General features: G+C 46.1%; 23 protein-coding genes. 10 read left to right on the top strand and 13 right to left on the bottom strand.

The genetic code is table 11. From position 1 onward, the window contains the following. Positions 1-138: 138 nt before the first annotated feature. Together H8K33_RS04925 and H8K33_RS04920 are read right to left on the bottom strand one after the other, a co-directional pair. Positions 139-852 (bottom strand): RES family NAD+ phosphorylase, encoded by a 714-nt coding sequence (locus tag H8K33_RS04925; RefSeq protein WP_186889896.1) that lies wholly within the window; start codon positions 850-852, stop codon positions 139-141. Between the two features lie 63 nt (positions 853-915). After that, positions 916-1320, bottom strand: coding sequence for an MbcA/ParS/Xre antitoxin family protein (locus H8K33_RS04920; RefSeq protein WP_186889895.1), 405 nt, complete (start codon positions 1318-1320; stop codon positions 916-918). Between the two features lie 286 nt (positions 1321-1606). On the opposite strand from H8K33_RS04920, the gene H8K33_RS04915 reads away from it, so the two are divergent. Further along, positions 1607-2065, top strand: a complete 459-nt coding sequence (locus H8K33_RS04915; RefSeq protein ID WP_186889894.1) for an EVE domain-containing protein — start codon at positions 1607-1609, stop codon at positions 2063-2065. Between the two features lie 162 nt (positions 2066-2227). On the opposite strand, the gene H8K33_RS04910 is transcribed toward H8K33_RS04915, so the two are convergent. From H8K33_RS04910 to H8K33_RS04890, 5 genes are all read right to left on the bottom strand, one after another. After that, entirely contained in the window at positions 2228-3745 is a 1518-nt protein-coding gene (locus H8K33_RS04910) for a malonate--CoA ligase (protein ID WP_186889893.1), read from the bottom strand. A gap of 16 nt (positions 3746-3761) precedes the next feature. Beyond that, positions 3762-4535 (bottom strand): enoyl-CoA hydratase/isomerase family protein, encoded by a 774-nt coding sequence (locus tag H8K33_RS04905; protein WP_186889892.1) that lies wholly within the window; start codon positions 4533-4535, stop codon positions 3762-3764. 22 nt (positions 4536-4557) lie between these two features. Beyond that, complete coding sequence (lgt, locus tag H8K33_RS04900) at positions 4558-5424, bottom strand: prolipoprotein diacylglyceryl transferase (protein WP_186889891.1); 867 nt, start codon at positions 5422-5424, stop codon at positions 4558-4560. Between the two features lie 4 nt (positions 5425-5428). Next, a complete protein-coding gene (locus tag H8K33_RS04895) occupies positions 5429-6322 on the bottom strand; it encodes a LysR family transcriptional regulator (RefSeq protein WP_186889890.1) in 894 nt (297 codons plus the stop codon). A gap of 62 nt (positions 6323-6384) precedes the next feature. Beyond that, entirely contained in the window at positions 6385-6615 is a 231-nt protein-coding gene (locus H8K33_RS04890; protein WP_186889889.1) for a hypothetical protein, read from the bottom strand. A 211-nt stretch (positions 6616-6826) separates the two neighbouring features. Here H8K33_RS04890 and H8K33_RS04885 point away from each other — a divergent pair, with 211 nt between their 5' ends. Both H8K33_RS04885 and H8K33_RS04880 read left to right on the top strand, forming a co-directional pair. Further along, the gene (locus H8K33_RS04885) at positions 6827-7135 is read left to right on the top strand and encodes a c-type cytochrome (protein WP_186889888.1); all 309 of its coding nucleotides are present in this window, start codon (positions 6827-6829) and stop codon (positions 7133-7135) included. 75 nt (positions 7136-7210) lie between these two features. Beyond that, complete coding sequence (locus tag H8K33_RS04880) at positions 7211-7720, top strand: Lrp/AsnC family transcriptional regulator (protein ID WP_186889887.1); 510 nt, start codon at positions 7211-7213, stop codon at positions 7718-7720. 8 nt (positions 7721-7728) lie between these two features. Here H8K33_RS04880 and H8K33_RS04875 read toward each other — a convergent pair whose 3' ends face one another. The 5 genes from H8K33_RS04875 to folD are packed head-to-tail and all read right to left on the bottom strand — an operon-like array spanning position 7729 to position 12300. Then, the gene (locus tag H8K33_RS04875) at positions 7729-8259 is read right to left on the bottom strand and encodes a hypothetical protein (RefSeq protein WP_186889886.1); all 531 of its coding nucleotides are present in this window, start codon (positions 8257-8259) and stop codon (positions 7729-7731) included. Then, entirely contained in the window at positions 8256-8678 is a 423-nt protein-coding gene (locus tag H8K33_RS04870; protein WP_186889885.1) for a DNA polymerase III subunit chi, read from the bottom strand. Before H8K33_RS04870 ends, H8K33_RS04875 begins: the two co-directional genes overlap by 4 nt. Before the next feature lie 19 nt (positions 8679-8697). Continuing rightward, the gene (locus H8K33_RS04865) at positions 8698-9336 is read right to left on the bottom strand and encodes a glutaredoxin family protein (protein WP_186889884.1); all 639 of its coding nucleotides are present in this window, start codon (positions 9334-9336) and stop codon (positions 8698-8700) included. 25 nt (positions 9337-9361) lie between these two features. Further along, positions 9362-11440 (bottom strand): M3 family metallopeptidase, encoded by a 2079-nt coding sequence (locus H8K33_RS04860; protein WP_390320553.1) that lies wholly within the window; start codon positions 11438-11440, stop codon positions 9362-9364. A gap of 14 nt (positions 11441-11454) precedes the next feature. Further along, positions 11455-12300 carry a bifunctional methylenetetrahydrofolate dehydrogenase/methenyltetrahydrofolate cyclohydrolase FolD gene (gene folD, locus H8K33_RS04855; RefSeq protein WP_186889883.1) on the bottom strand — a complete coding sequence of 282 codons (846 nt, stop codon included), beginning with the start codon at positions 12298-12300 and terminating at the stop codon, positions 11455-11457. A gap of 1063 nt (positions 12301-13363) precedes the next feature. Here folD and aceE point away from each other — a divergent pair. From aceE to H8K33_RS04835, 4 genes are all read left to right on the top strand, one after another. Further along, positions 13364-16057: a pyruvate dehydrogenase (acetyl-transferring), homodimeric type gene (gene aceE, locus H8K33_RS04850; RefSeq protein WP_186889882.1), complete on the top strand. Its 2694-nt coding sequence runs from the start codon at positions 13364-13366 to the stop codon at positions 16055-16057. A gap of 103 nt (positions 16058-16160) precedes the next feature. Beyond that, on the top strand, positions 16161-17486 hold the full coding sequence (aceF, locus tag H8K33_RS04845) for a dihydrolipoyllysine-residue acetyltransferase (RefSeq protein WP_186889881.1): 1326 nt from the start codon (positions 16161-16163) through the stop codon (positions 17484-17486). Between the two features lie 58 nt (positions 17487-17544). Continuing rightward, positions 17545-19638 (top strand): dihydrolipoyl dehydrogenase, encoded by a 2094-nt coding sequence (lpdA, locus tag H8K33_RS04840; protein ID WP_186889880.1) that lies wholly within the window; start codon positions 17545-17547, stop codon positions 19636-19638. A gap of 269 nt (positions 19639-19907) precedes the next feature. Next, positions 19908-20522, top strand: coding sequence for a DUF4395 domain-containing protein (locus H8K33_RS04835; protein WP_186889879.1), 615 nt, complete (start codon positions 19908-19910; stop codon positions 20520-20522). A gap of 14 nt (positions 20523-20536) precedes the next feature. On the opposite strand, the gene H8K33_RS04830 is transcribed toward H8K33_RS04835, so the two are convergent. Continuing rightward, a complete protein-coding gene (locus tag H8K33_RS04830) occupies positions 20537-23005 on the bottom strand; it encodes a sensor histidine kinase (protein WP_186889878.1) in 2469 nt (822 codons plus the stop codon). Positions 23006-23308: 303 nt separating this feature from the next. On the opposite strand from H8K33_RS04830, the gene H8K33_RS04825 reads away from it, so the two are divergent. From H8K33_RS04825 to H8K33_RS04815, 3 genes are all read left to right on the top strand, one after another. Further along, positions 23309-24262 (top strand): sulfite exporter TauE/SafE family protein, encoded by a 954-nt coding sequence (locus tag H8K33_RS04825; protein ID WP_222613296.1) that lies wholly within the window; start codon positions 23309-23311, stop codon positions 24260-24262. Positions 24263-24414: 152 nt separating this feature from the next. Further along, positions 24415-25185 carry a TetR/AcrR family transcriptional regulator gene (locus H8K33_RS04820; RefSeq protein WP_186889877.1) on the top strand — a complete coding sequence of 257 codons (771 nt, stop codon included), beginning with the start codon at positions 24415-24417 and terminating at the stop codon, positions 25183-25185. 108 nt (positions 25186-25293) lie between these two features. Further along, entirely contained in the window at positions 25294-26457 is a 1164-nt protein-coding gene (locus tag H8K33_RS04815; protein WP_246443345.1) for an efflux RND transporter periplasmic adaptor subunit, read from the top strand. The last annotated feature ends 1 nt before the right edge of the window (position 26458 follow it).

The raw sequence follows: 26458 nt of genomic DNA, 5'->3' as shown, positions 1-26458 counted from the left end.
TTTTAGATATTCATGACTAAGCTAAGGGATTTCGTTTGTACGTTGTTTCTAACTTAAGACCCTTGAGATCGCATCGAGGTGACGACATGAGTAAGTGTTTTGTATCATTGTCAAAGCTATTGAGGTAGCTATATTCAATCACAAACCAGAAACCGAAATACTCATCCAAGCCGACCCAAGCTGTTTTTCAACATGAATTTTATCGCCATCAACACGATAAGATAATTGACAGCAGTGTCGCGGATCGGATAATACAGCTGGATTCAAAATCACATAGCAATGACCGGATGGATTGCGCACTGAGTGTGTGATTAAACCTGGGTGACCTTCGCGGTGTAAGCGAGTACCTATCGCTTGTGTGTAACTATAGTCAGTCTTGTGCATCAGACCCGCTTGGCTTTTATGGAAAGGACGTAGATCGAGTAGTGCTGCGTCGCAAGCGACGGTGTACACCTTGCGTTCAATCCTCACATTTTTTTCTTGAAAACCGGCATCCGCCAATAAGCCGTAATACCAATGGTAAGCGGTTTCGTATGCCGTGGTTTCAACCGACTCTGCACCGTACCAGACACCAAATTGACCATCGGAATAACGACTCGCTTGCCAATGTTGAAAAGGCCAAGTGATTGCATTGAACCAATGGGCATCTTCAAATGGGCGGTGGATGATCGGTGTTGTGGATATAAAGGTCGGTGGTTTTACTTCATCTTCCACTTGTTGCGCCAAGGCCCAATCTTCCGGTGCATCGCTTAAGTCATCAAAAAGATCTTGTGAGATTTGTAGCGAGACGATATTCCGAAAAACGTTTTCATGAACATCATGGAGTTTTACTTTAGAAAATAGAGATTGCATGCGAGTGCTATGCTAAAAGAAAAATGACGAGTGAGATTCGGTGGTGCTGAATGAAATTGAAACCTAAACACCACGAGCGCGATCAAGGTAGGAGCGCACCATCAATAGTCCGGTAAATCCCCATTCCCGTACAACCTGCACTGGCGACAGATTATCGAATGCGCGGTTGCGGGTCGTCATCCAACAATAAGCCAGCTCACGGTTTTGTGGGAACAAGAGTCTCAAATTTTTGTGAATGCCGAGTAGATGGCCGACTCGTTCATATTGATCGCGATTCGTGCCTATCGCCTCGCCTTTGCGATAACGCGTCAAAGTCGCGCGATTACTGGCAGCAATGCCCAATAAAGCCGCTTGATCTTCCGTAGACAATTGCCAGTGATCCATCAGCGTCATCACCATCTTCGCCAAGGCACCACGATCTTCTGATGCGGGAATATGCGGTTCTGGATGACGTAGTAGGGTAGACATAGGCGTGCTCCTGACTTGGAAATAGACTAAGATCAAAAAAGAAACTGATGCAGAACTATAGCATTCTGTTTTTATGAAAACAAATTTTGTTTTAAAAAGCACAAAAATACTGGAAATTTTTTGTTATATATGCATGTTATTTGTTCGTGTTGGATACTGTGAGGTGAGCCATATCGTTTTATTTGATGCCGCTGAACTAGCTATAATTCTGCTTTGAGAAATCTTGACGTTTAGTGACGTTTGCTTGCCGTCTGCGTATTTTTATTGACCTTATTGGGAGTACCTAATGAAATACTGGCTAATGAAATCAGAACCCAGCGAAGTGAGTATCGATGATGCTTTGCGCATTGGTGCTGCACCGTGGTTCGGCGTGCGTAATTATCAGGCGCGTAATTTTATGCGCGATCAGATGCAAGTCGGTGATGGGGTTTTGTTTTACCACTCTAGCTGCGATGAGCCCGGTGTGGTCGGGATTGCGGAAGTCGCTAGTACGCCCTATCCTGATGCAACACAGTTTGATGCGAAGAGTCACTATTTCGATCCGAAAGCAACACCAGAAAATCCGCGCTGGATTTTGGTGGATGTGAAAGCGATTCGTAAAACGCGTGTATTGAGCCTAGCGGAAATGCGAGCGAATGAAGATTTGGCGAGTATGGTGGTGTTGCAGAAAGGGAGTCGTTTGTCGATTACTCCCGTGACCGCCGCAGAATGGAAGGTGGTATTGAAACTGTTGGATAAGAAGTAAGAGTCCGCGACAAAGGTGGGTGCCGTATTGGCATCAAGAATAGACGAGCTAAAGTAGGGTGCGCCGTGCGCACCGAAGGCAGCACAGCCTATGAATATGGTGCGCACGGCGCACCCTACGCAATGAAGTTCTCGTTAGTGCAAGATTGTGTCAACCTAGACTTCAATTTTGAAACTGCTGCCTGAGTAAATTTTTCTGCACTTTTCCCATCGTGTTTCTCGGTAATTCGCTGACGAAGAAGACTTGCTTCGGTACTTTGAAGTTAGCGATTTGCGATTTTAAACGTGTGATGACTGTTGCTGCATCTAATGTTGTCTTGGCTCTTAATACAATCACTGCACATACAGCTTCGCCAAAATCTGCATGCGCTAGGCCGATAACAGCTGACTCGGCAACTTCTGGCATGTCATCAATCACACTTTCGATTTCTTTCGGGTAGACGTTGTAGCCACCAGAGATAATTAAATCTTTACTGCGCCCAACGATGCTTAAATAGCCGTCCTGATCCAACTTACCAACATCACCGGTGCGGAAGTAAGCATCTTCGGTAAATTCTTCTGCAGTCTTGTCAGGCATGCGCCAATAGCCTTGGAAAATATTGGGGCCTTGGACTTGGATATCACCGATTTCGTCAATGCTGCATATCTCTTCTTGTGCGTTCACCACGCGTACTGTTACACCTGGAAGCGCTAAACCTACCGTGCCACCTTTGCGTTCACCAGCGTAGGGATTGGAGGTCAGCATGGTGGTTTCACTCATGCCGTAGCGTTCTAAGATCGTGTGGCCAGTGCGTTGTTGAAAGTTGTCGAAGGTTTCCCTAAGTAAAGGCGCAGAGCCGGAGATAAACAAGCGCATCGAGTTGCACCTTGCCTGATTCAGTCGCTCATCTTGTAGCAGCCTGACATAATAGGTTGGCACGCCCATCATCACCGTTGATTGCGGCAGATAATGTAAGACTTGATCGGCATCGAACTTCGGCAGAAAAATCATTTTGCTGCCATTTAATAGTGCACCGTGCGATGCGACGAATAAACCATGCACATGAAATAAGGGCAGGGCATGTAGCAATACATCTCCCTCGCACCATCCCCATGCTTCTTTCAAAACGAGCGCATTCGAAGACAAATTTTCATGCGTGAGCATCGCGCCTTTACTGCGCCCCGTAGTTCCCGATGTGTATAAAATCGCGGCTAAATCATAGTCTTGACTTTGCACTGTCATAAATTGATCGGACATGCTGCTAGCTCTGTTCAATAAACTGCCACGATTATTTCCCTGAGCTGGTGCATCTAAGGTGAAGACATGCTGGCTGCCAGCTTGAAATGCGATTTGTGAAACCCAGCCAAAATTTTGCGGCGAACACACGACGACTTCGGGGGCAGCATCTTGGATAAAATACGAAATCTCTGTGTGTTGATAGGCGGTATTTAATGGCAAGAAAACATAGCCAGCGCGTAGTGTCGCCAGATATAGAATCAAGGCCTCAGGCGATTTTTCAACCTGCACCGCGATGCGTGCACCCTCACTTAGTTTTAAGCTACATAAGAGATTTGCCAGCATCGCGCTGGCGCGTTCTATGTCCGACCAGCTGTAATAACGAGCATCGTGCGTCTCTATACAGCAAGCTGATTGATCGTGTGGAAAATGACTTGCAAATAAAGCGTAGAGATTGGCATTCATATCAAGAACTTCGTTACTATTTACCCGTAAAAACGGGGACCTTTTTAGCTAGGAAACCAAGCACACCTTCTTGATAGTCTTCGGTTTGCAAGAAGGAAAAAGCCTCCAATTGTTCTTCGTCGCTGAGTCTTTCAGGTACAAAGCTTAATCGGCGAATAAACTTTTTATTCAGGCGTGCCGCCAGTGGTGCGCCTAGAGCGATCCTTTGCGCAGTCTCCAATGCTTCAGTTGGTACATCATCGGAAAGTCGTTGTACCAAGCCTTTTTGTTTAGCTTCGATCGCATTGAGTATGCGACCTTCTAACAAGATTTCAGAAGCCACAGCTTTACCTACTAAACCCAAAAGACTTTGCAATTCCTTTGGTGCCAAAGGAAAACCAAGTTTGTTAATTGGAATGCCGAAGCGCGCACCAGGAGAGGCAACCCGAATATCGCAAGAAATCGCAATTTCTAAGCCGCCGCCAACGCACACACCTTCAATTGCGGCAATGACTGGGTGCTGACATTCACTAATGGCTTTCAACGATGCGGCAATCACTTGATTGTGATAACGCATGCCGTCTGCCAAGGTATTGCGCACGGTGGCGAATTCTTGTACATCAGCACCCGCTGCAAAATTGCCACCTGCGCCGCGTATGATAATGCAACGCAAATCTTCATTCTGATGCAACGTCGTGAAGTGCGTAGTCAGTGCATTCCACATCGCCATGTTTAAAGCATTCAGTCGATCTGGATTGGATATCGTGATAAAGGCAATATTGCCTTCAATTTCACAGCGAATATTGTCCATCTTGGGTCTCCTCCTGAGGGATTTATTTTTTTTGTTTTTTAGTTTTTGTGTTTGGTGATTTTACGTTGCTCGCTGGGGCAGGTGAGTGTTGCACTGGTGTGAATTTGCCTGCATAAGCTAAGCCTAATAGCAAGGCACCAACTAAAATCATGGGCAAGGACAGCATTTGCCCTGCTGAAATCGTCATACCAATAAAACTCACTTCATAATCTGGTGTACGGAAATATTCCGTAAAGAAGCGTGCGCAGCCATATAACATGACGAATACCGCGCCAACTGCTAGTGCTGGACGTGCTTTGCGGGAAAACAGCCAGACAATCACAAACAGTAAGAGGCCATCTACTAGCATTTGGTACAACGGAGATGGATGAACTGGATAGGCGACGCCAGGCCAATTCATCGCCCATGGCAGGTCACTTGATGCCATGCGACCAGGTAATTCGTGATTGATGAAATTGCCGAAGCGACCTGCTGCGTAACCTAGGGGTACCAAGGGCGCGATAAAGTCATACACATGCACCAGTGGCATTTTTGCGTGGCGAGCCCATAAGGACATTGCAATTAATACGCCGAGAAATCCACCGTGAAAAGACATGCCGCCTTTCCACACCATAAAAATTTCTAAAGGATTTTGTAGAAAGTGTAGCGGCTGATAAAAAATCACCTCGCCCAAGCGTCCTCCAATGATGACACCGAGTACGCCATAAAACAGCATATCGTCGATGTGTTCCTTAGTCCAACCAAGCGCAGCGATGTGCGGCATGCGTAAGCGCAAACGACCCAATAAAATGAATTGTGCGAACGCGACCAGATACATGATGCCGTACCAATGGATTTTGAAGAAACCGAGATCGAGCGCGACAGGGTTGAAATTAGGATGATCCAACATGAGTTTATTTTTCTAAAAGGTCTAAAAAAGCCTGAGTGACTGGCGAAATTGAATCACGACGCCATGCGATTCCTAGCTCCACGCTATCGCGCGTGGCGTTTGATGAATCTAATATTTGATAATGCACGCCAATACGCTGTAAGTTGGCAACAGATTCTGGTACCAGCGCCATCCCCATTCCTGCGGAAACCAGAGCAATGATGGTTTGCATCTGTATTGCTTCTTGTGCGATCACTGGTGTCATACCAGCTTCTCGGAAACAGCCCAAAATTGTGTCGTGTAAAGCAGGCGCAATTGTGCGCGGAAAAAGAATTAATGGCAAATCTTTATAGCTAGATAATTTTGTCGGAAATGCGCGCTTTTCTGCGCCATCTGGTAATGCCAGAATTAAATTTTCACGGCGTAGTTTTTGATAGTGAAGTACATCTTTTAAGCGATCTGGAATGGGGGGGATTAACAGCCCCAAGTCAATTTCAGCATTTTCTAAGAGTGCTAGCTGGCGATCACTTGTCGCTTCATGCAATACAATTTTGACCTTGTCGTAATGTTGGCGAAAGTGACGTAATGCAGGGGGTAAAATGCTGTAATCAGCAATGGAAATAAACGCGAGTCGTAATTCTCCAATCGCACCAGCCGCCGCTCTTTGTGCGATTGCTGGTAAAAGTCCAGCTTGTGCCAGTAAACGTTTTGCTTCTGGGAGTAAAACGAGGCCCGCCGCACTCAACTGAATTTGACGGGTTGTCCGATGAAATAATGCTGCTCCTAATTCCGCTTCCAATCCTTGTATCGCTTGCGATAACGGAGGTTGGGTCATATGCAGTTTTTTTGCAGCACGTCCAAAATGTAACTCTTCTGCAACTGCGACAAAATATCTCAGCTGGCGCAGTTCAATTTGCATGGGATGGAATCAAAATTGAGTCGATGGATGATTAAGTCAGGCGACAGATTATACGGTAGTGATTATTTCTTTTTCTTGTCGGTAAAGCTGCGTTTGAGTCTTTCTTTGCGCATTTTTTCGTGCAACATCTCATCTTTACGCTTATCTAGGCCAAGCATACGCTCAAAAAATTCAAACCAGAGAAATGCGAATAAACCTAGGCCATTAATCCACCACCATGAGATGTTTTCCATGAAGCTGAGATCTAATAGTTTAAGTATGTATAACAGAACAACTGGGAGAAGGATTTTCATAATGAATGTAGGCTTAATGGGATGGACTTGGTAAATGATGTGTGACTTAAAAGACGCCAGCAAAGCCGTGCTCAATAGCTTTTAAAGACGGACTTTATCATAGGGGCTATTCTGAGCAAGGTCAACCAATCGAATGTAATCACGTTACTTGCTTCAGTATCTGATAAAAGGCGGTAAAATACGCGCATTCGATTTTTAACTGGAGATTTTCATGAAAACAGCTTTAATGTTTGCAGCAAGTGTAATGATGTTGGTATCTGGTTCTGCGATGGCAAATGCGGATTTGGCGAAGTCCAAAAACTGTATGAGTTGCCATAGTGTAGATGCAAAGATTCTCGGACCTTCATTTAAAGATATCGCAAAAAAATATGCTGGGGATAAAACTGCAGAAGCCAAGTTGGCAACTAAAGTGATGAAGGGTGGTAGCGGTGTGTGGGGTGCTATTCCTATGCCAGCAAATGCACAAGTAAATGACGCAGAAGCCAAGACTTTAGTTAAATGGATTTTGAGTGTGAAGTAATACTTTGTTTATCTGAAAAAGGCTCGGTCTGATCCGAGCCTTTTTCTTATCTTGAAACAATACATCGCTAAATTTATGGCTAAATTTCATACCCTCGACAAAGTTGATCGTAAGTTGCTTAACATGCTGCAAAAGGACAATCAAACGCCTACCAGAGTGCTAGCTGAAAAATTACATATTTCGCAGCCAACTTGTTTGCGTCGGATTAAGACTTTGCGTGATGCGGGTGTGATTAGCGCAGATGTCGCGATGGTAGATCCATTCTCAATCGGCTATGGAATGTTGGCATTTCTTGAAATTTCATTGCAAAATCAGTCAGATGAACACATGCGCGATTTTGAAGCATGCATGAATCATGAACCAGAAGTCATGCAATGTTATTTTGTTTCAGGCGAGATCGATTATTTCTTAGTGATCCATGTCGTCGACATGGAAGCCTATTATCAGTTTGTGCGGCGTGCGATTTCTGGTTCGGGTAATGTGCGCCATTTCCATTCACGCTTTCCGATGAAGCGCGCCAAGTTTTCTACCCGAATTGCGTTTGATGAAAAGATGCCAGAATTGAGTGTACGTGTTTCGAGGTAGTGCCCTGTTCAAGGCTTGCGATGACTACCTTTAATTTTACTTAACTCTTGTGTCAGCGCACGCGTCACCACTTCTTCTATGCTGTTGCGCAGTCCCACCCGAATCTCATCTGCCAGTTTATCTACCGCCGTTTGAAGCACCTCTGCCAGGCTGTCGCTGACGCGGTGCTCAAGCACAAAGTCAACACGAGATAACACTTGACGTAACACATTCTCTCGAACGCTCAGTTCGAGTTCCTTCCAGTCTTCAGCACTGATGTTATTGGTGTGTTCGACTGCAACATCAAGCGCTATTTCAGATTCTGTCTCGGATTGAAACAGTGTTGGTTGCGCTAAAACTTCCTGGGCTGCCGCAATTGCCGCGTTAATAGGCTTGCTTGAATTGCTTACCGGAGTATTGTTTACGGCGGGAGATGAATTACCTGTCACGAAAGGAAAGTGCGCCTCCGTTGCTTTGGATTTGCTACTGACAGATTTGTTATCTGAAGTTGGAATGACTTCAGTTAACACCGGAATGCTTTCATCAATTTGTTCGTTCATGATGCCGCCACGATATGAGAAGGTTTGATGCCTTGTTGTTGATATAAACGAAAACGCTGCCGTGCAGAGTCTGCGTCATCTTCATGTTGTGAAACCACTTCAATCACACGCGCAAATTGCGTAAAATTTTCAGGCAGCCGTTGACTCAGATTAATCAAGACATTGTGATGAGGTAAGGCACGATCAAACGCAGTCGTGATGATAATCGGTGTCTGTGTTGACAGAGGATCTGCCAGCATCACGTGCGGCAAAAAATCGCTGGCCGAAAAACTCCATAGCGCTCGATTCAATTGGCTCGCTTGCTCTGCATCTTCGCTAAGCACAAGAATCTCGCAATTCGCTGCACGTGCTTTACGTATTAAGCGGCAGCTGTAAAGAATCTTGTCTTGCACTTTACTGTGAAAATCAACTCTGGTCATAAGTTCGTATCAGCTAATATTAAAAACGGATACCAGTAGGTGAAGTAGATTTCGGACGTGGCACCTCTTTGGGAGAACCGTCCGCTTGTTTTGCTGGCGCTGCCGTCGCTGGCGCGGCGGGTTCTGCCTCAGGATAACGGTAATCCTTTGGTAAAACGCTGGTTTCTGGGTAACCAGCTGAGCTCAATGCAGTACGCCATTCGACTGCTTCAAAGCCAGAAAACTTAGTTTTGTTGATGAGCATGAATGGGAGCTGCGTATCGCCACTGACTTGTTTGAGCTTATCCACGTCTTCACTTGATTTGACGGTTTTCTCAATAAAAGGGATACCGTTTTGTTTTAACATACTGCGTGCTTCGTTACATGCACCGCAATTTGGCGCAGAGTAAAACGTCACAGGATTTTTTGCCACCGCGGCAGCCAGTTCGTTAGGCAATTTGACATTCGAAATATTTGCAGAGCTATCGAGTGCTTTCGTGCCTAATTTTTTTGCATTCGCCGGTGGAGGTGTATCGCTGTAGACAATTTTACCGTTTGCATCGACCCATTTAAACATCTGCGCCTGCGCTGTTTGCGTGGTTGCGAACAGTGCGCCTGTAACGAGTAGGCACGCTAGAGCAGATAGTGAAAAGCGATTGGTGAATGGTGTTGCAAACATATTCGAAATCTCCACGATAGTGACTTTATTGAACCATGCCATTATGGCGTAATAAGGCATCAATTGAGGGCTTTCTGCCGCGAAATGCAACAAAGGATTCGAGCGCAGGGCGGGAGCCGCCCATTTCCAAAATCTCGGCCTGGAAAGCTTGCCCCACTTTGCGCGACAGGCTGCTGCCGTCGGTTTTAGCGACTTCTTCGAAGGCTGCATAGGCATCGGCTGACAAGACTTCTGCCCACTTATAACTAAAGTAGCCTGCGGAATAACCACCCGAAAAAATATGTCCGAATGAATGCTGAAAGCGATTAAAAGCGGGCGGCTGCATCACTGCAACTTGATCTCTGACCTTTTGCAGAACTTGCGCCACGCTGAGTTGTGCAGCGTTCGCACTACCATCATGCAGGCGCATATCAAACAAGGCGAATTCAACCTGACGTAGGGTTTGTAAGCCTGATTGGAAATTCTTCGCAGCGATCATTTTGTCGTACAGGCTGCGAGGCAAATGTTCCCCTGTGTCAGTATGCGCTGTCATTTGCTGTAAGACATCCCATTCCCAGCAGAAGTTTTCCATGAACTGCGATGGCAATTCCACCGCATCCCATTCCACTCCAGAGATCCCAGAAACCGAAATATCATCCACCTTGGTCAACAATTGATGCAGGCCATGTCCAAATTCGTGGAACAAGGTAATGACTTCATCGTGCGTAAAGGTGGCTGGTTTGGTCACGCCATCCACCACGACTGGTGCATTGAAATTGCAAGTCAGGTAGACCACAGGCGTTTGTACACCATTCGTTTTGAGGCAGCGTGCACGAGCGTCATCCATCCAGGCGCCACCTTGTTTGGCCGCACGTGCGTATAGATCGACATAAAATTGTCCAACCAGTTCACCAGCGCGCTCGACGCGGTAAAACTTGACATCTGGATGCCAGGTCGCTGCGCTGTCGGTTTTGATATTCACCGCGAACAGGGTTTGGATGACATTGAATAATCCAGCGACCACCTTATGTTCAGGGAAGTATTGTTTCACTTCTTGTTCGGAAAACGCATAGCGCTGCTCGCGCAATTTTTCTGAAACAAAGGTGGTATCCCAAGCTTGCATGTCGGCTATACCAAACTGCTCTTTGGCGAATTGACGTAGCTCGATCAAATCTTTTTCGGCATAAGGTTTGGCTTTATTTGCCAGATCCAATAAGAAGCCTTCGACTTGCGTTGCGCTTTCTGCCATTTTCGGTAATAGGGAAATTTCCGCGAAGTTTTGATAGCCGAGCAATTCTGCTTCCTCTTGGCGCAGGCTGAGCAATTCGTCGATGATGGCAGTGTTATCCCATTCAGGATGACCGCCTAATTCAGAAGCCTTGGTGGCATTTGCGCGATAAATGGTTTCGCGCAGGCTGCGGTTTTCTGCATATTGCAAGACTGGAAAATAAGACGGAAAGTGCAAACTGAATTGATAACCTGTTTTGCCGTCTTGTTCTGCCGCATGTTGAGCAGCTTGCAAAACTTCTTCTGGTAGACCTTTGAGTTCCGCAACATCGGTAATCAATAGTTTGTAATCATTGGTCGCATCTAAAACATTTTCAGAAAATTTAGTCGACAGTGCAGCGAGCTTTTCTTGAACTTCGGCGTAGCGTTTCTTTTTATCGTCCGCTAGCTCAGCACCACCAAGTTTGAAGTCGCGCAGGGCGTTGCTAATGATTTTCTTACGAGCTGGGCTTAATGCCGCATAGCCTGCGCTTGCATTTAAGGCTTTGTAGTGTTGGAATAAATGGAGGTTTTGACCAAGCTCAGTCCAGAATTCTGTGATTTTGGGCTGATTTTCATTATAGACCGCACGCAGTTCTGGCGTGTCGCGTACCGAATTAAGATGACTAACGATGCCCCAAGCACGTCCCAGTTTTTCAGTCACCGTTTCTAGCGGTGTGACAAAATTATCCCAGTGGATGTTCTCGATGGGATTTTCCAATTGCGTCACAACTGCACGACATTCAACTAATAAGGTATCTATCGCTGGGCTGACATGTTCAGGCGTGATGTCGTCAAAACGTGGCAGGTCGCTAAAGTCGAGCAGGGGATTTGTTGAGGTCATCAATTGGGTGGTCATTTCAGTCATCTTATTTAAGTTCTTTCAGCCGCTTCTATCGTGTTGACTAATAACATCGTGATCGTCATTGGGCCGACGCCGCCTGGTACCGGTGTAATGTAACTGGCAACTTCCTTGACGTTAGCGTAATCAACATCGCCACACAATTTGCCTTCATCATCACGATTCATGCCGACGTCGAGAACCACTGCGCCAGGTTTGACCATATCAGCAGTGACGATATTTCGTTTGCCGGTCGCTACGACCAAAATGTCGGCATTGCGAGTATGCGCACCCAGATCACGGGTCTTAGAGTTACATATGGTGACGGTTGCGCCTGCTTGCAAGAGCAACATCGCTTGCGGCTTGCCTACAATATTCGAAGCGCCGACAACTACTGCATTGGCACCACGTACTGGATAGTCAATTGACTCCAGCATCTTCATGACGCCATAGGGAGTGCAAGGACGGAATAAAGGCTGACCTGTCATCAGTAAGCCAGCGTTGCTGATATGGAAACCGTCAACGTCTTTTTCAGCTGCAATCGCTTCGATCACTTTATTCGCGTTGATGTGTGCTGGCAAAGGCAATTGCACCAAGATGCCGTTGATCTTGGGATCATTGTTTAGGCGTTCTATGTGCGCTAACAGAGTCGCTTCACTCAAATCAGCATCATATTTTTCCAGCACGGAGTAAAAACCGCAATCTTCACAAGCTTTGACTTTGTTGCGAACGTAGACTTGTGAAGCGGGATTCTCACCAACCAAAATCACTGCCAGACCAGGTTGTTTGCCTTGCGCAGTGAGCGCGGCTGCGCGTTTAGTCACGTCTTCACGAATTTGTTGAGAAAGCTGGGTGCCGCTGATGATTTGTGCCGTCATGATGGTGGACTCGGAAAGGTGGCTGATGTGGAAGTTAGTAGATTCCTTAACTTCTATTTAGCCAAGATTGCAAAGAAAGGATAAGCCATGATTATAAAGGATGACGGGCTTTTTCATTTCAATTGACGCTCAAAAACCAAGTGTTTAGTAGGAAAAATCAGTTCAAATCAACTTAAATCAGCTTTGACTTAATGGTTTTTGACTTGTGACGATAGATTACTGAATCTGTGTTTGGAGCTTTTGAAAAGATGGGGGGTAAAAAACGACGAACAAAATTGTTTTACAAATACCACTTTTTTGAATGGGTGCGACACAAGGCAATCTAATATTCGTTGATGTTGAATTCGAGAAAACCCCTTCAACGCTGAGACGCAGAGGCACCGAGTTGCGCAGAGGAGTGCCGAGAATTTATTGGCCTTTTTCTTTAGGATTTACGCAAAATTGCACTGGTTAAAGCTTTATTACCTTGGGTGCGCAGTGCGCACCACATTCATTGGCTGCCACGGTGCGCATGGCGCACCCTAGCTTACGTCAGCTATTTTTGAGGTCAGTGCGGCTTTCATCTTTAGCCAGTGTCTGTTTTGCGTAAGTCCTATTCTCTTTATCTCTTGCATTGGAGTTAAGTCGTTTTGAGAGAGTCACAAAAACATGGTTTTCTCTCCTTTCACTTTCCCTCGGAGTCTCTGCGTCTCGGCGTTGAGGGGTTTTGGTTTTTGGCTGATTGTCACAAAAAATATCAAAACACCAGCAAATGCGTATGTTGCGCTGCATCACAAATATCATAATATGAAATCACATATCGCAATTTGAAATTTGCAAAAACTGCTGTTAGAATGCCTCAGTTCTAAAAATCTGTTCCGAAATTTATTCAGCTGCATTGCGCTTTTTGGGTAATTCAGACAAGCTGGAAATTCTGGATAAAGTAATTTATTTAAATTTTCTGAAAGGGTTTGTTTGAGGCCATTTGAGATGAAATTTATAAGGTAAAAGCATTCGCAATCGCAGATAAATTGGAAACGCAGGTAAATTCCGCAAATTTAAGATTGATCAACGAGGAGACCGTATGTCACAAATAGACCAAATTTTGGCGCAAGCCGTGAATGACCCAGATGTGATCGAGACCAATGAATGGCTCGATGCTTTGGAATCGGTGATTGATACAGAAGGTCCGGATCGCGCGCATTATTTGATGGAACGCATGATGGATTTGGCGCGTCGTCGTGGTGCGAATATTCCGTTCTCCAGCAATACGGCGTATGTGAATACGATTCCTGCAGACAAGGGTGCACATTGCCCGGGTAATCTGGAAATCGAAGAGCGCCTGCGTTCTTACATGCGTTGGAATGCGATGGCGATGGTGGTGAAAGCGAATCGCGTTGACGGCGACCTTGGTGGTCACTTATCCAGCTTTGCGTCTTTGGCGAACATGTTGGGCATAGGTTTCAATCACTTTTGGCATGCGCCAACCGCTGATCACGGTGGCGATCTTTTGTACATTCAAGGTCACTCATCTCCAGGTATTTATGCTCGCGCCTTCCTTGAAGGCCGCTTGAGCGAAGAACAATTGATACACTTCCGTCGCGAAGTTGATGGCAAAGGTCTGTCTTCTTACCCACATCCAAAACTGATGCCAGACTTCTGGCAATTCCCAACCGTGTCTATGGGCTTGGGTCCATTGATGGCGATTTACCAAGCACGGTTTTTGAAATACCTACATGCACGTGGTATCGCTGATACTGAAAAGCGCAAAGTGTGGGCCTTCTGCGGCGATGGCGAAATGGACGAACCAGAATCCATGGGCGCGATTGGTATGGCGGGTCGTGAGAAGTTGAATAACCTGGTGATCGTGGTGAACTGTAACTTGCAACGTCTGGACGGCCCAGTGCGCGGCAATGGCAAGATCATTCAAGAACTCGAATCCGATTTCCGTGGTGCAGGTTGGAACGTCGTCAAAGTGATTTGGGGTTCAGGCTGGGATGAGTTGCTGGCCAAAGACAAAGAAGGTGCTTTGCGTAAGATCATGATGGAAACCGTTGATGGTGAATATCAGAACTACAAAGCCAAAGACGGTGCTTACGTTCGCGCCAATTTCTTTGCTAAAGATCCACGCACTTTGGCCATGGTTGCACATATGTCGGATGATGATATCTGGCGCTTGACTCGTGGTGGTCATGATCCACATAAAATTTACGCAGCATTTAAAGTCGCACAAGAAAGCGTTGATCAACCAACCGTGATCTTGGCGAAAAGTATTAAAGGTTTTGGTTTCGGTAAATCTGGTGAAGCGCGTAACACAGCGCACAACACGAAGAAGCTCGATGATGAAGCCATTAAGGCATTGCGCGATCGTTTCCAATTACCGATTGCGGACGAACATCTGCCAGAGATTCCATTCTTCAAACCGGCTGACGACACGCCAGAAATGAAGTACCTGCAAGAGCGCCGTGCGGCACTCGGTGGTTATTTGCCGCAGCGCCGTCAACAAGCGGATGAAATGCTGACAGTGCCGCCATTGTCTGCATTCCAAGCGATGTTGGAACCAACAGCTGAAGGTCGTGAAATCTCCACGACAGCTTCTTATGTGCGCGTATTGACATCCTTGTTGCGCGATAGCAGTCTCGGTCAGCGCGTGGTTCCAATTATGGTCGACGAATCCCGTACATTCGGTATGGAAGGTTTGTTCCGTCAAATTGGTATTTTCAGCCAGGTTGGTCAGTTGTACGAGCCAGTCGATAAAGATCAGGTGATGTACTACCGCGAAGATAAAGCGGGTCAGATTTTACAAGAAGGTATCAATGAAGCCGGTGGTATGAGTTCATGGATCGCTGCGGCGACTTCTTACTCCACCAATAACCGCGTGATGATTCCTTTCTACACGTACTACTCGATGTTCGGTCTGCAACGTATCGGCGATTTGGCGTGGGCAGCAGCGGATATGCGCGCACGTGGTTTCCTGATCGGCGGTACCGCGGGTCGTACCACATTGAACGGCGAAGGTTTGCAGCATGAAGATGGTCATAGCCATGTGATGGCGTCGACAATTCCGAATTGCGTTCCTTATGATCCAACCTTTGCACATGAAGTCGCCGTGATCATTCACGATGGTTTGCGTCGTATGGTCTCGAATCAGGAAGACGTGTTCTACTACATCACGGTGATGAATGAGAACTACGCGCATCCGGGTCTGGTTGCTGGTCAGGAAGAAGGCATTATCAAAGGTCTGTACTCCTTCAAAAAATCCGAAGCACAAACTAAGCATCGCGTGCAGTTGTTAGGCTCAGGCACGATCTTGCGTGAAGTGATTGCTGCTGCCGATTTGTTGATGAATGACTGGGGCATTGCATCGGATATCTGGTCTGCACCGTCTTTCACTTTATTGGCGCGTGATGGTCAGGATGCAGAACGTTGGAATATGTTGCATCCAACCGAAACACCACGTGTTCCTTACATTGCTGAATGCTTGAAAGACACGGCTGGTCCTATCGTCGTTTCTACGGATTACATGCGTACTTATGCGGAACAAGTGCGTGCGTTTATTCCTAAAGATCGTAGCTATAAAGTTTTGGGGACCGATGGTTTTGGTCGCTCCGATAGCCGCGCTAAATTGCGTGAATTCTTCGAGGTGAATCGTTATTTCGTGACGATCGCCGCTTTGAAAACTTTGGCTGATGAAGGTGCAATTTCTGCTTCTGTGGTGGCGCAAGCGATTGAGAAATATGGCATTAATCCGAATAAGCCTAATCCGGTGACTGTGTAATTATTGTTGATGCGATTTTAAAGAATAGCAAAGTAGGGTGCGCCGTGCGCACCAAACCGAGGTGCGCACGGCGCACCCTACCTGAAATAGTGGAGCAAACATTATGAGTACAGTAGAAGTCAAAGTCCCGGATATCGGCGATTTCAAAGAAGTTGAAGTGATTGAGTTGATGGTCAAAGTCGGCGATACGATTAAAGTCGATCAGTCCTTGATCACCGTAGAATCCGACAAGGCGAGTATGGAAATTCCATCTAGTCATGCTGGCGTGGTGAAAGAAATTAAAGTGAAGGTGGGCGATAAAGTTGCCTTAGGTTCTTTGGTGGTGATTGTGGATGCAGACGGCACCGCCACTCCTGCAACTGCGCCAGTGGCGGCAGCACCATCATCAGCACCAGCACATGTGGCAGCACCAGCCGTAGTTGTTCCATCCGTTGCTCCAATCGCCGCTCCGATAGCAGCTCCAGTAGCGAGTGCGCCAGCCGTTGCAACTGCCGCAGCAGGCAAATCACACGCGTCTCCATCCATCCGTAAATTTGCACGTGAACTCGGTGTCGATTTAAGTAAAGTTCCAGGTACCGCACCAAAAGGTCGCATTACCCAACAAGACGTACAAAACTATGTGAAGGGTGTAGTTGCTGGCGCTGCGAACGCACCAGTAGCTGCGGCAAATACCAATGGTAGTGGTTCCGGCATGAATCTCTTACCATGGCCTTCTTTGGATTTCAGTAAATTCGGCACGACAGAATTATTGCCATTGTCACGCATCAAAAAACTCAGTGGCCCAAATTTGCATCGCAACTGGGTCATGATCCCGCACGTAACGCAATTTGACGAAGCCGATATCACCGGTCTCGAAGACTTCCGTAAATCATCGAATGATGCTTTGGCAAAATCAGGCGTGAAATTGACGATGTTGGCGTTTGTGATCAAAGCTAGCGTAGCAGCATTGAAGAAATTCAAAGCCTTCAACGCATCGCTCGATGCGACTGGTGAAAACCTGATTTTGAAGCAGTACTACAACATTGGTTTCGCAGCCGATACGCCAAATGGTTTGGTGGTTCCTGTCATCAAAAACGCGGATCAAAAAACGCTGTCACAAATCGCTACAGAAATGGGTGAATTGTCGGCGCAGGCACGTGATGGCAAATTGAAACCAGCCGATATGCAAGGTGCAACCTTCACCATCTCTTCTTTGGGCGGCATCGGTGGCACCGCATTTACGCCGATTATCAATGCGCCTGAAGTCGCGATTCTTGGTTTGTCCAAGTCTTCGATGAAGCCAGTTTGGGATGGCAAACAATTTGTGCCACGTTTAATGTTGCCATTGTCCTTGTCTTATGACCACCGTGTGATTGACGGCGCGATGGCGGCGAAGTTCACAGCTTATCTGGCAGATGTGCTTGCTGATTTGCGTAAGACGATGCTTTAAAAAAAACCTAGGGTGGGCAAGTGCCCACCCTACGAAGAATAAAATTGGAGCAAAAAATATGAGCACAATTGAAGTCAAAGTCCCAGATATCGGCGATTTTAAAGAAGTCGAAATTATTGAAGTCATGGTTAAAGTTGGCGACACGATTAAAGTCGATCAATCTTTAATCACCGTTGAATCCGACAAAGCCAGTATGGAAATTCCATCCAGTCATGCTGGTGTCGTTAAGGAAATCAAAGTTAAAGTCGGCGATAAAGTGGCTGAAGGTAGCTTGATGATTATCGTGGAAGCCGCTGGAGCAGTAGCGTCTGCGGCACCTGCAGCGGTAGTTGTGCCAGCCGCTGCAGCCGCAGTGTCAGCGCCAGCACAAGCCGTCGCTCCTGCATCCGTCGGCATTATCGAAGTCAAAGTTCCCGACATAGGCGATTTCAAAGAAGTAGAAGTGATTGAGCTGATGGTGAAAGTTGGTGATACGGTCAAAGTCGATCAGTCTTTGATCACAGTTGAATCCGACAAAGCCAGTATGGAAATTCCGTCCAGTCATGCAGGTGTCGTCAAAGAAATCAAAGTTAAAGTTGGCGACAAAGTTGCTGAAGGTAGTTTGTTGGTCTTAGTTGAAGGCGCCGGTGTTTCTGCACCTGTAGAAGCCGCACCAGTTTCAGCGCCTGCGGTAGTCGCCGCGTCTACATCAGCGCCTGCACCAATTGCATCAAATTACAGCGGCAAAGTCGATATCGAATGCGACATGATGGTTTTGGGCGCAGGGCCGGGCGGTTATTCAGCCGCTTTCCGTGCCGCTGATCTCGGTATGAATGTGGTTCTGATTGAACGCTATGCGACCTTGGGCGGTGTGTGCTTGAACGTGGGTTGTATCCCATCGAAAGCTTTATTGCACGTTGCAGCAGTGATCGATGAAACAGCAGCGATGTCAGGACATGGCGTAACTTTTGCAAAACCGCAAATTGATCTTGATGCCTTGCGCGCACATAAAGATGGCGTGATCAAGCAAATGACCGGTGGCTTAGCTGGCATGGCGAAAGCGCGTAAGGTCAATGTGGTACAAGGTAACGGTCAATTCGTCAGTCCTTATCATATCGAGGTAACGGCCGCTGATGGCAGTAAGAAAACCATACAGTTCAAACAAGCGATTATCGCAGCGGGTTCTTCTGTGGTGAAATTACCGTTCGTGCCAGAAGATCCACGCATCGTTGATAGCACGGGTGCACTTGAATTACGTCAAATTCCTAAGCGTATGCTGGTCATCGGCGGTGGCATTATCGGTCTCGAAATGGCAACAGTGTATTCCACGTTAGGCGCACGTATTGACGTGGTAGAAATGATGGACGGCTTGATGCAAGGCGCTGATCGCGACATGGTCAAAGTCTGGCAAAAGCATAATCAGCATCGCTTCGACAATGTAATGACGAAGACTAAAACAGTCGGCGTAGAAGCACTGACCGAAGGAATTAAAGTCACGTTTGAAGCAGCAGAAGCAGGTGCTGCTGCTCCGGCACCTCAAGTCTATGATTTGGTTTTGGTCGCGGTCGGACGTAGCCCGAATGGTAAAAAAATTGCGGCTGACAAAGCCGGCGTGACAGTCACGGATCGTGGCTTTATCAATGTCGATAAGCAAATGCGCACCAATGTGCCACACATCTTTGCGATTGGCGATCTGGTCGGTCAGCCGATGTTGGCGCATAAAGCGGTGCATGAAGCGCATGTCGCGGCAGAGGCTGCCGCAGGTCATAAGGCTTATTTTGACGCGACAGTGATTCCTTCAGTTGCTTACACTGATCCTGAAGTGGCGTGGGTAGGTGTGACCGAAGATGAAGCCAAAGCCAAAGGTTTGGCGGTTGAGAAGGGCGTGTTCCCTTGGGCAGCATCGGGTCGCGCGGTCGCCAATGGTCGTGCTGAAGGCTTTACGAAGTTGATTTTTGATGCGGAAAGCAAACGCATTATTGGCGGCGCTATTGTCGGTACGCATGCTGGTGACATGATAGGTGAGTTAGCTGTGGCAATCGAAATGGGCGCAGATGCAGTTGACATCGGCAAAACTATTCATCCACATCCAACCTTGGGTGAGTCTATGGGCATGGCTGCTGAAGTGTACAAAGGTGTTTGTACTGATTTGCCACCGCAGCGCAAAAAATAGACGACATAAATTTGCACAAGAAAATTAGCCCGAGTAAAAAAAAGTAAGTTGAGCTAAAGTTTTTGTCGTAGTATTCATTCAGTTAAGAAATCCCTGATGCTTTTCATACGCATTGGGGATTTTTTTTGGCGCAATGTAAAGACAGATTGTACAATCTCGCCTTATTGGTAAATTGAATATCAATGTGATTGATGATTCATTATTCAAATATGGTGAGTAGGAATGCTCATTCATTCTTGCAGCCTGAAAACCGCGACTGGAAAGCGAATATGATTAAAAATTTTTATACTACGGCTGATTACGGTTACAAAAAGCAGTTAGTAAAATATGCTGGCAAGATTTACGAACTTGATGCTTTTAATAAAGACCCCCACTTGGCGAATGCGATTTCTGATGCGGAGTTTGTGAATCAGGGTGTGGTTGATGAGCGCGCAGTCAGGGCATCTGCGGGATTGACGATGATGGCGGCAATTTGGGTATTTTGTCTCGCTTTCTTCTATGGCCTATTTTTACCGATTACTTTATTTGTGACCTATTCTTTTTTTGATTTTGTGTTGCGGGTTTTTGTTGGTGTGCAGTATTCACCAACGATGTTGATCTCTGCATGGATTAGTCAGCGCGTTTTGAATATGCAAGCTGAATGGGTTTCTGCGATGCCGAAACGATTTGCATGGACGATAGGCGTGATACTTTCTGGGATTGTCGCCTTCCTTTTTTGGACTGGCAATAACGGTTTAAATACGCAGTTAATCTGTGCCGTGTGCGTATTGTTTACTTGGATGGAGTCTGCTTTTGCTTACTGCGCTGGTTGCCACATCTATCAATTACTTAACTTGAAATCAGAAGTATGTAATGGCGCTAGTTGTGAGGTTGTTAGGAAGTAGAGCTGATTGATTTCTCAAAAGGCGGAGGGCTTCTCTGCCTTAACTTCTTTATCGTCTATGCCGCTGGAATTTAATATTGTCCATGACGATGTCAGTGTATTGATGAATCCACATTGTTCAAGCGCCCGAACAAAACTTCCATCATCAAGATAGCATTTTAGTTCAGCAAAAATTGCTTTCGCCAAGGCTGTCGCTTGTGGGCTTTTGCCACATGCGAAATGGCGTGATCCTGTTAAACCAATTCTTAATCCCGGTACTGGAATCAATTGGCAATCATCGAGTTCTATTGTTAATTCATGGTGAGTAGCGAACGGTGCGAGTAAGGCATCGACTTCGTTACTACTAACCATGTAGACCATCTGCCGCCATGTTTTTACATCCAGACAATTGTCGATTCCTAATTGCTTTAATGTGTTCCAGTCGGCACTCCAATCACGATTAGAAACCAAACGTAACTGTTGAAAATCGTCCAGTGATTTGCAATTGAGTGCATGCTGATTATGTGCTGCGGTATAAATTCCGACGATAGAAAGTCCATCAGCAATCATAGGTGGCGAAATACAAATCTCTTCTGCATAAGCGATTAAATCAGACTCCCAACAAGTCGTCGCCAAGCAGGTGATGGTCGATTGGCGTAGTTGCTCTATGCCATTCGCATAGCTATCAATCGCAATTAATTTATAGTCTGAATTAGGCCTTACGGTTTCTAATGCTCGGATAAAAAATGCCAGCTCAACGACGTCGCGACGACTGTACATACCTCCAAATTCATTCACATCTTTATTTTTGCGTGAGTTTAAAAACAATTGATAATCTTCAAGTACATCTTTCGGTACACCTAATCGAATTAGATTCAAATCGATTTGCGGCGCGATTAAAGGTAAGAGCATGCGGATACTAGTACCTTCACCGGGTAAGGATTCAATTTCAATTTTTCCACCAAATAACTGATTAACCACAGTATGCGCTAAGTGCATACCTAAGCCGCTGCCACCTTTTCCTAATTTGGTGGTGAAGAATGGCTCGAAAACGCGCCGTAGGATGGTCGCTGAAATACCATTTCCATCATCGCTGAAGATAATTTCAACTCTATCTTGATCTTGTAATTTTGCTGTCAAAAACATGTGTCCATGTTCGATATTGTCAAATGCGTGGAGTAGCGCGTTGTTAATGAGATTGATGAAAATCTGGCTCAGTGGGCCGGGGTAGGCATCCATCATGATGTCAGGTGCGACATCGATATTCAGTTGATGTGGCGTTTGCTTAATACATGGAAGCATGGCTAATTGCGTTTCTTCGACCACATCAATTAAACGAAATTGCCGTCTTTGTTCCGAATGTTGATCCGCGGAGAGTTGTTTAAAGCTGGAAATTAAAGTCGCTGCCCGTTCCAAATTTTGTTGCAAAATTGTGGTGCCGTGGGTCGCCTCAGTAAAGAAATCTTTGAGGGCTTTGCGTGTGAATCTGGTTTCGCTAATGATTTCCAGTTCTTTGATTTTATCGCCCAAGGTACTGCTAACTAACAAAGCATTGCCAATAGGGGTGTTGAGTTCATGCGCAATGCCTGACACCAATGAACCAAGTGCAGCATTTTTTTCATTTTGTACTAATTCGGAACGGGTGCCTTCCAGATTTTGTAAGGTGTCGATTAATTGCGCGTTGCTCGCGGCCAAAGCACGGGTGCGCTCATCCACTCGTGTTTCCAATACTTGGTTGCTCAATTCTAGTTCACGTTTTAGGCGCACAGATTCGCGTAACTCTCGTCTTGATTGTCGGGAATCCCAAATCAGATAAGCGACAATTCCTGTTAGCCAAAGAAAGATAATACCTAGTCGAAAATGTTCTGTTGGTATCCATTGCCCAGTTAGTTCGACTGACTCTAAGCTGATGCTGTGCTTACCGGGAATGACATTACCTCCAGTGATAAAACTGATCGCAACAACTTGGTCTAACTGAGGCCCCAGATGTTCAATGCTAGTGGGATGGGATTGTGTCCACCAAGACGCCACCATAAATTGACTTAATCTAAACTCCACAGATTCAGCAACCAGATTTGGGTCATAGACGACTTCATGGGGCTTGAGCGAGCCAGCTGTGTCGTTTGAATATGCAGGATTGAAATTGCGCAAGAAGACGCGGACAGGATTATGTTGTTCAGGACCAGTGCTGCGAATTTGTAATCGTAAGGTATCAAACTGATGAAGATTAATTCCAGAATTGTCGTCTTTTAATTTGATCGCTAGTTCGCAAAATGGCCATTGATAGGTGGCGGCAATTTCGCATTCCATTGTCAATGCGCGCTCACTTTTGATTAATTTTGCGACGCTATTTCCACCTTCCGGACGGTCATCTATGGCAGATACTTTGCCTTCAGACATGAAGTCAACTTGTAGGCGGCGCTTTATCCAATGCTCATTGGCATACAGTGCCAGCAAGCTGAGCACAACCAAGCCTAAAATGAATCGACGAAAAAAGTGATTCATTGATTGATGTTGAACTGACTGATTCACAATCTTCCACGAATAGCAGTAAATGATTTTTTATTCTACTCGTTTTTTACCTTACTTATTATCGAAAATCTCAAGTGAATGTGGTGAATTTGTCTAATTGATTTAATCCGCTAAAAATGCTTGCCTTACTCTCCTTATCACTAGATACTTGCACATATTTTTTAAATATATTAGCAGTGTGTATCGGTAGCTTTTTGTGTATTTAGTTCTGTTTTTAGTTCAAATTTTGGTCAATTTGGATCTAGGTTTGGATCAATTTTATTTAATGGTGGATCAATGATGAAAAGTTTTTTCTTAGTTGTGATGACGCTGCTGCTATCTGCATGTACTTTGCAAAGTAAGGAGCTTAGCGCAGGTTTGCTGCTGTGCTTCGCCTCGCTCGCCATTCTCTTTATCGGAATTTGGGCTAAGAATTTATACGCGATGCGTATTGCTGGGATTCAATGGCGATGGCCTCGACCAGTGGAAATTCTGATTGGCGCCATTACTGATTTTTTTGATACATTGGGAATCGGTTCCTTTGCACCAAGCACAGCATTTTTTCGCTTGGGGAAAATAGTTCCAGATGAATTGATTCCGGGAACCTTAAATGTTGGACACACTTTAGGAACCATCACGCAGGCGCTCATATTCATTCAAATTGTTGATGTTGCTCCTACGACTTTGTTGCCGATGATCTTGACGGCTGGCGCTGGCGCTTGGCTGGGAACGGCGATCGTTGGGAGCTTACCGCGCTTTCATATCCGCTTAGGTATGGGTGCCGCGCTCTTACTTGCAGCATTGATTATGCTGATGTCTTTGCTAGGATTGTTGCCGGCAGGATTGGATGCACTGGAGCTGACTGGTTGGAAGTGGTGGGTTGGCGTCATTGGAAATTTCGTGCTAGGGCTATTAATGCCGCTAGGAATTGGACTCTATGCGCCTTGCATGATTATGGTTAGCTTGCTTGGGATGAGCCCTTTGGCTGCATTCCCGATCATGATGGGATCTTGTGCTTTCTTGATGCCTATCAGTAGCATAGGATTTATTCGCAATCAAAAATATTTGCCATCAGCCGCACTCGGTGTCGCAATTGGTGGCGTGCCTGCCGTACTGCTCGCTGCCTTTATCGTGAAATCTTTACCGCTTGATTACGTGCGTTGGATTGTGGTGTTGGTGGTATTCATTGTTGCGATCACTTTATTGAGTTCTGCGTATCGCGAGCGGAGACTGTCAAAGGTCGCTACTTGACTGCATGAAGTTATTCGACATTTCAAAGTGATTCAATGGCTATCCTGTCACCACTAGGGACAAAACCCGGGATAAAACTAGTGATAAAAAATCGTCGCCTGCTACATATTTAGTTCAAACAAACGTTTGATTTATATGCTAGCATGCGCCTCATGAAAAAAATTGGATCACATGCAGAAGGTAAGACAAGTCCTTCCGGTAATTGTCTCGGATCAGAATCGACCGATTCTGGCTTTCGCACACCAGCAGTTGAAAAAAATGCTGCGGATAAAAATCTCCGTGCTGATGGGCAAGAGGCGCGCGAACGGTTGTTTAGTTGCGCTATGCGCTTGTTTGCTGAAAAAGGGTATGCGCGTACTTCAACGCGTGAAATCGCCATGACGGCGAAGGTGAATATTTCTGCGATTAGCTACTATTTTGGCGATAAAGCAAATCTCTATCGCACGATTTTTAATGATCCTGTAGGTAATCCTACGATACATCCAACGCAATTTTTGCAGCCCGGCCTGACTTTACGTGCAGGCTTGGAACTATTAATGCAAACATTTGTCGATAGCTTTAAGCAAAGTGAGCGTGCCCAAAATTGCATGAAATTGCATATCCGCGAAATGCTTGAGCCAACTGGATTGTGGTTAGAAGAGATTGACCACCAAATTAAACCGGCACATCAAGCCTTCGTCAGCTTTCTGGCAAAGCAACTCGGTATTCAACGCATCGATGATGATTTACATCGGCTTGCATTTGCCCTCTCTGGATTGGCTTTGACTTTAATGGTCAGCAGTGACGTGATCTTGGCGATACGACCAGGATTAATCAGTAAAGAAAAATCGATCGATGATTACGCAGAACGGCTGGTTGACTACGGCATGAGTATGTGCGAGCAGGAGCGACTGCGTCGACAGTCCAAGCGATCTGGTAAGTGATCTGGCAAGTGAGCCGACAGCCGTTGATGCTGTATGCATTTCGAAGCGATGAATAAAGTTAGATAGTGAACACAGATTTGATGAATTAACCAGATGAAGGATGTGACAATGAAGAACACCATGATGCCATTGAAGTTGTTAGTAGTAGTCTTGCTTAGTGTAGTGATTCCGGCGTATGCGCAAAGTTCTGCGAGCGCGAAAGCTAGTTCAGCAAGTGTCACAGGTGGCACAAAACCATCGCTAACGGTGACGGCAACGCAGGTCGGGCAATCACAAATGTCGACTAAGCTTGTTGCGAATGGCAGTGTAGCTGCATGGCAAGAAGCGATCATTGGATCTGAATCAAATGGTCTGCGGATCTCGGAAGTGCTGGTGAATATTGGCGATGTAGTGAGTCGTGGCCAAGTGCTGGCGCGTTTCGCGAATGAGGCGGTGAGTGCCGACGTAGCGCAAGCAAAAGCTGCGCTCGCCGAAGCAGAAGCAACTGCCGTTGAGGCGACAGTCAACGCTGATCGTGCGCGAGGCTTGCAAGCAAGTGGTGCCATCAGTAAACAGCAGATTGGACAATACCTAACCGCCGAGCAAACTGCGAAAGCGCGTGTTGCTGCGGCAAAAGCGAGTTTGGACGTGCAACAACTACGTTTGAAATACACGCAAGTATTGGCGCCGGACTCCGGTGTGATCTCCGCACGTACAGCGACGGTTGGTGCGGTTGTTGGCAATGGTGCTGAATTATTTCGCATGATCAGACAAGGGCGTTTGGAATGGCGCGCTGAAGTAACTTCTGCAGATTTGAGCAAGATTTCAAATGGTGCGCAAGCGATTGTGATCGCACCAAACGGCGAGCAAATTCAGGGCAAAGTACGGATGGTTGCACCAACAGTCGACGTCAGTAATCGTACCGGTTTAGTTTATGTTGATTTGTTGCAGCCCAAAGATAAAAAGCAAATGCACTCCTTTAAACCTGGCATGTTTGCTCGTGGAGAATTTGTTTTTGGTAGCTCACAGGCGATGACCGTACCACAGCAAGCCGTGGTGGTTCGCGATGGTTTTAGTTATGTATTTAAACTGAACGCAGATCAACGCGTAACACAAGTCAAAGTGCAGACTGGCCGTCGTATGCAGATCAATGGTAGCGAAATGATTGAGATCTTGAGTGGTGTTAATGCCGGAACTCAAATTGCTGCGAGTGGTGTTGGTTTCTTAAATGACGGCGATTTAGTCAAATTGGTGACCGCTTCATCGAGTGCTGCGGCACCGGTAAAGAAATAGA

The sequence above is a fragment of the Affinundibacterium amnicola genome, from assembly GCF_014284275.1.
Lineage (GTDB): Bacteria > Pseudomonadota > Gammaproteobacteria > Burkholderiales > Burkholderiaceae_D > Undibacterium > Undibacterium amnicola.
This window is presented reverse-complemented; position numbering and strand designations above follow the sequence as displayed.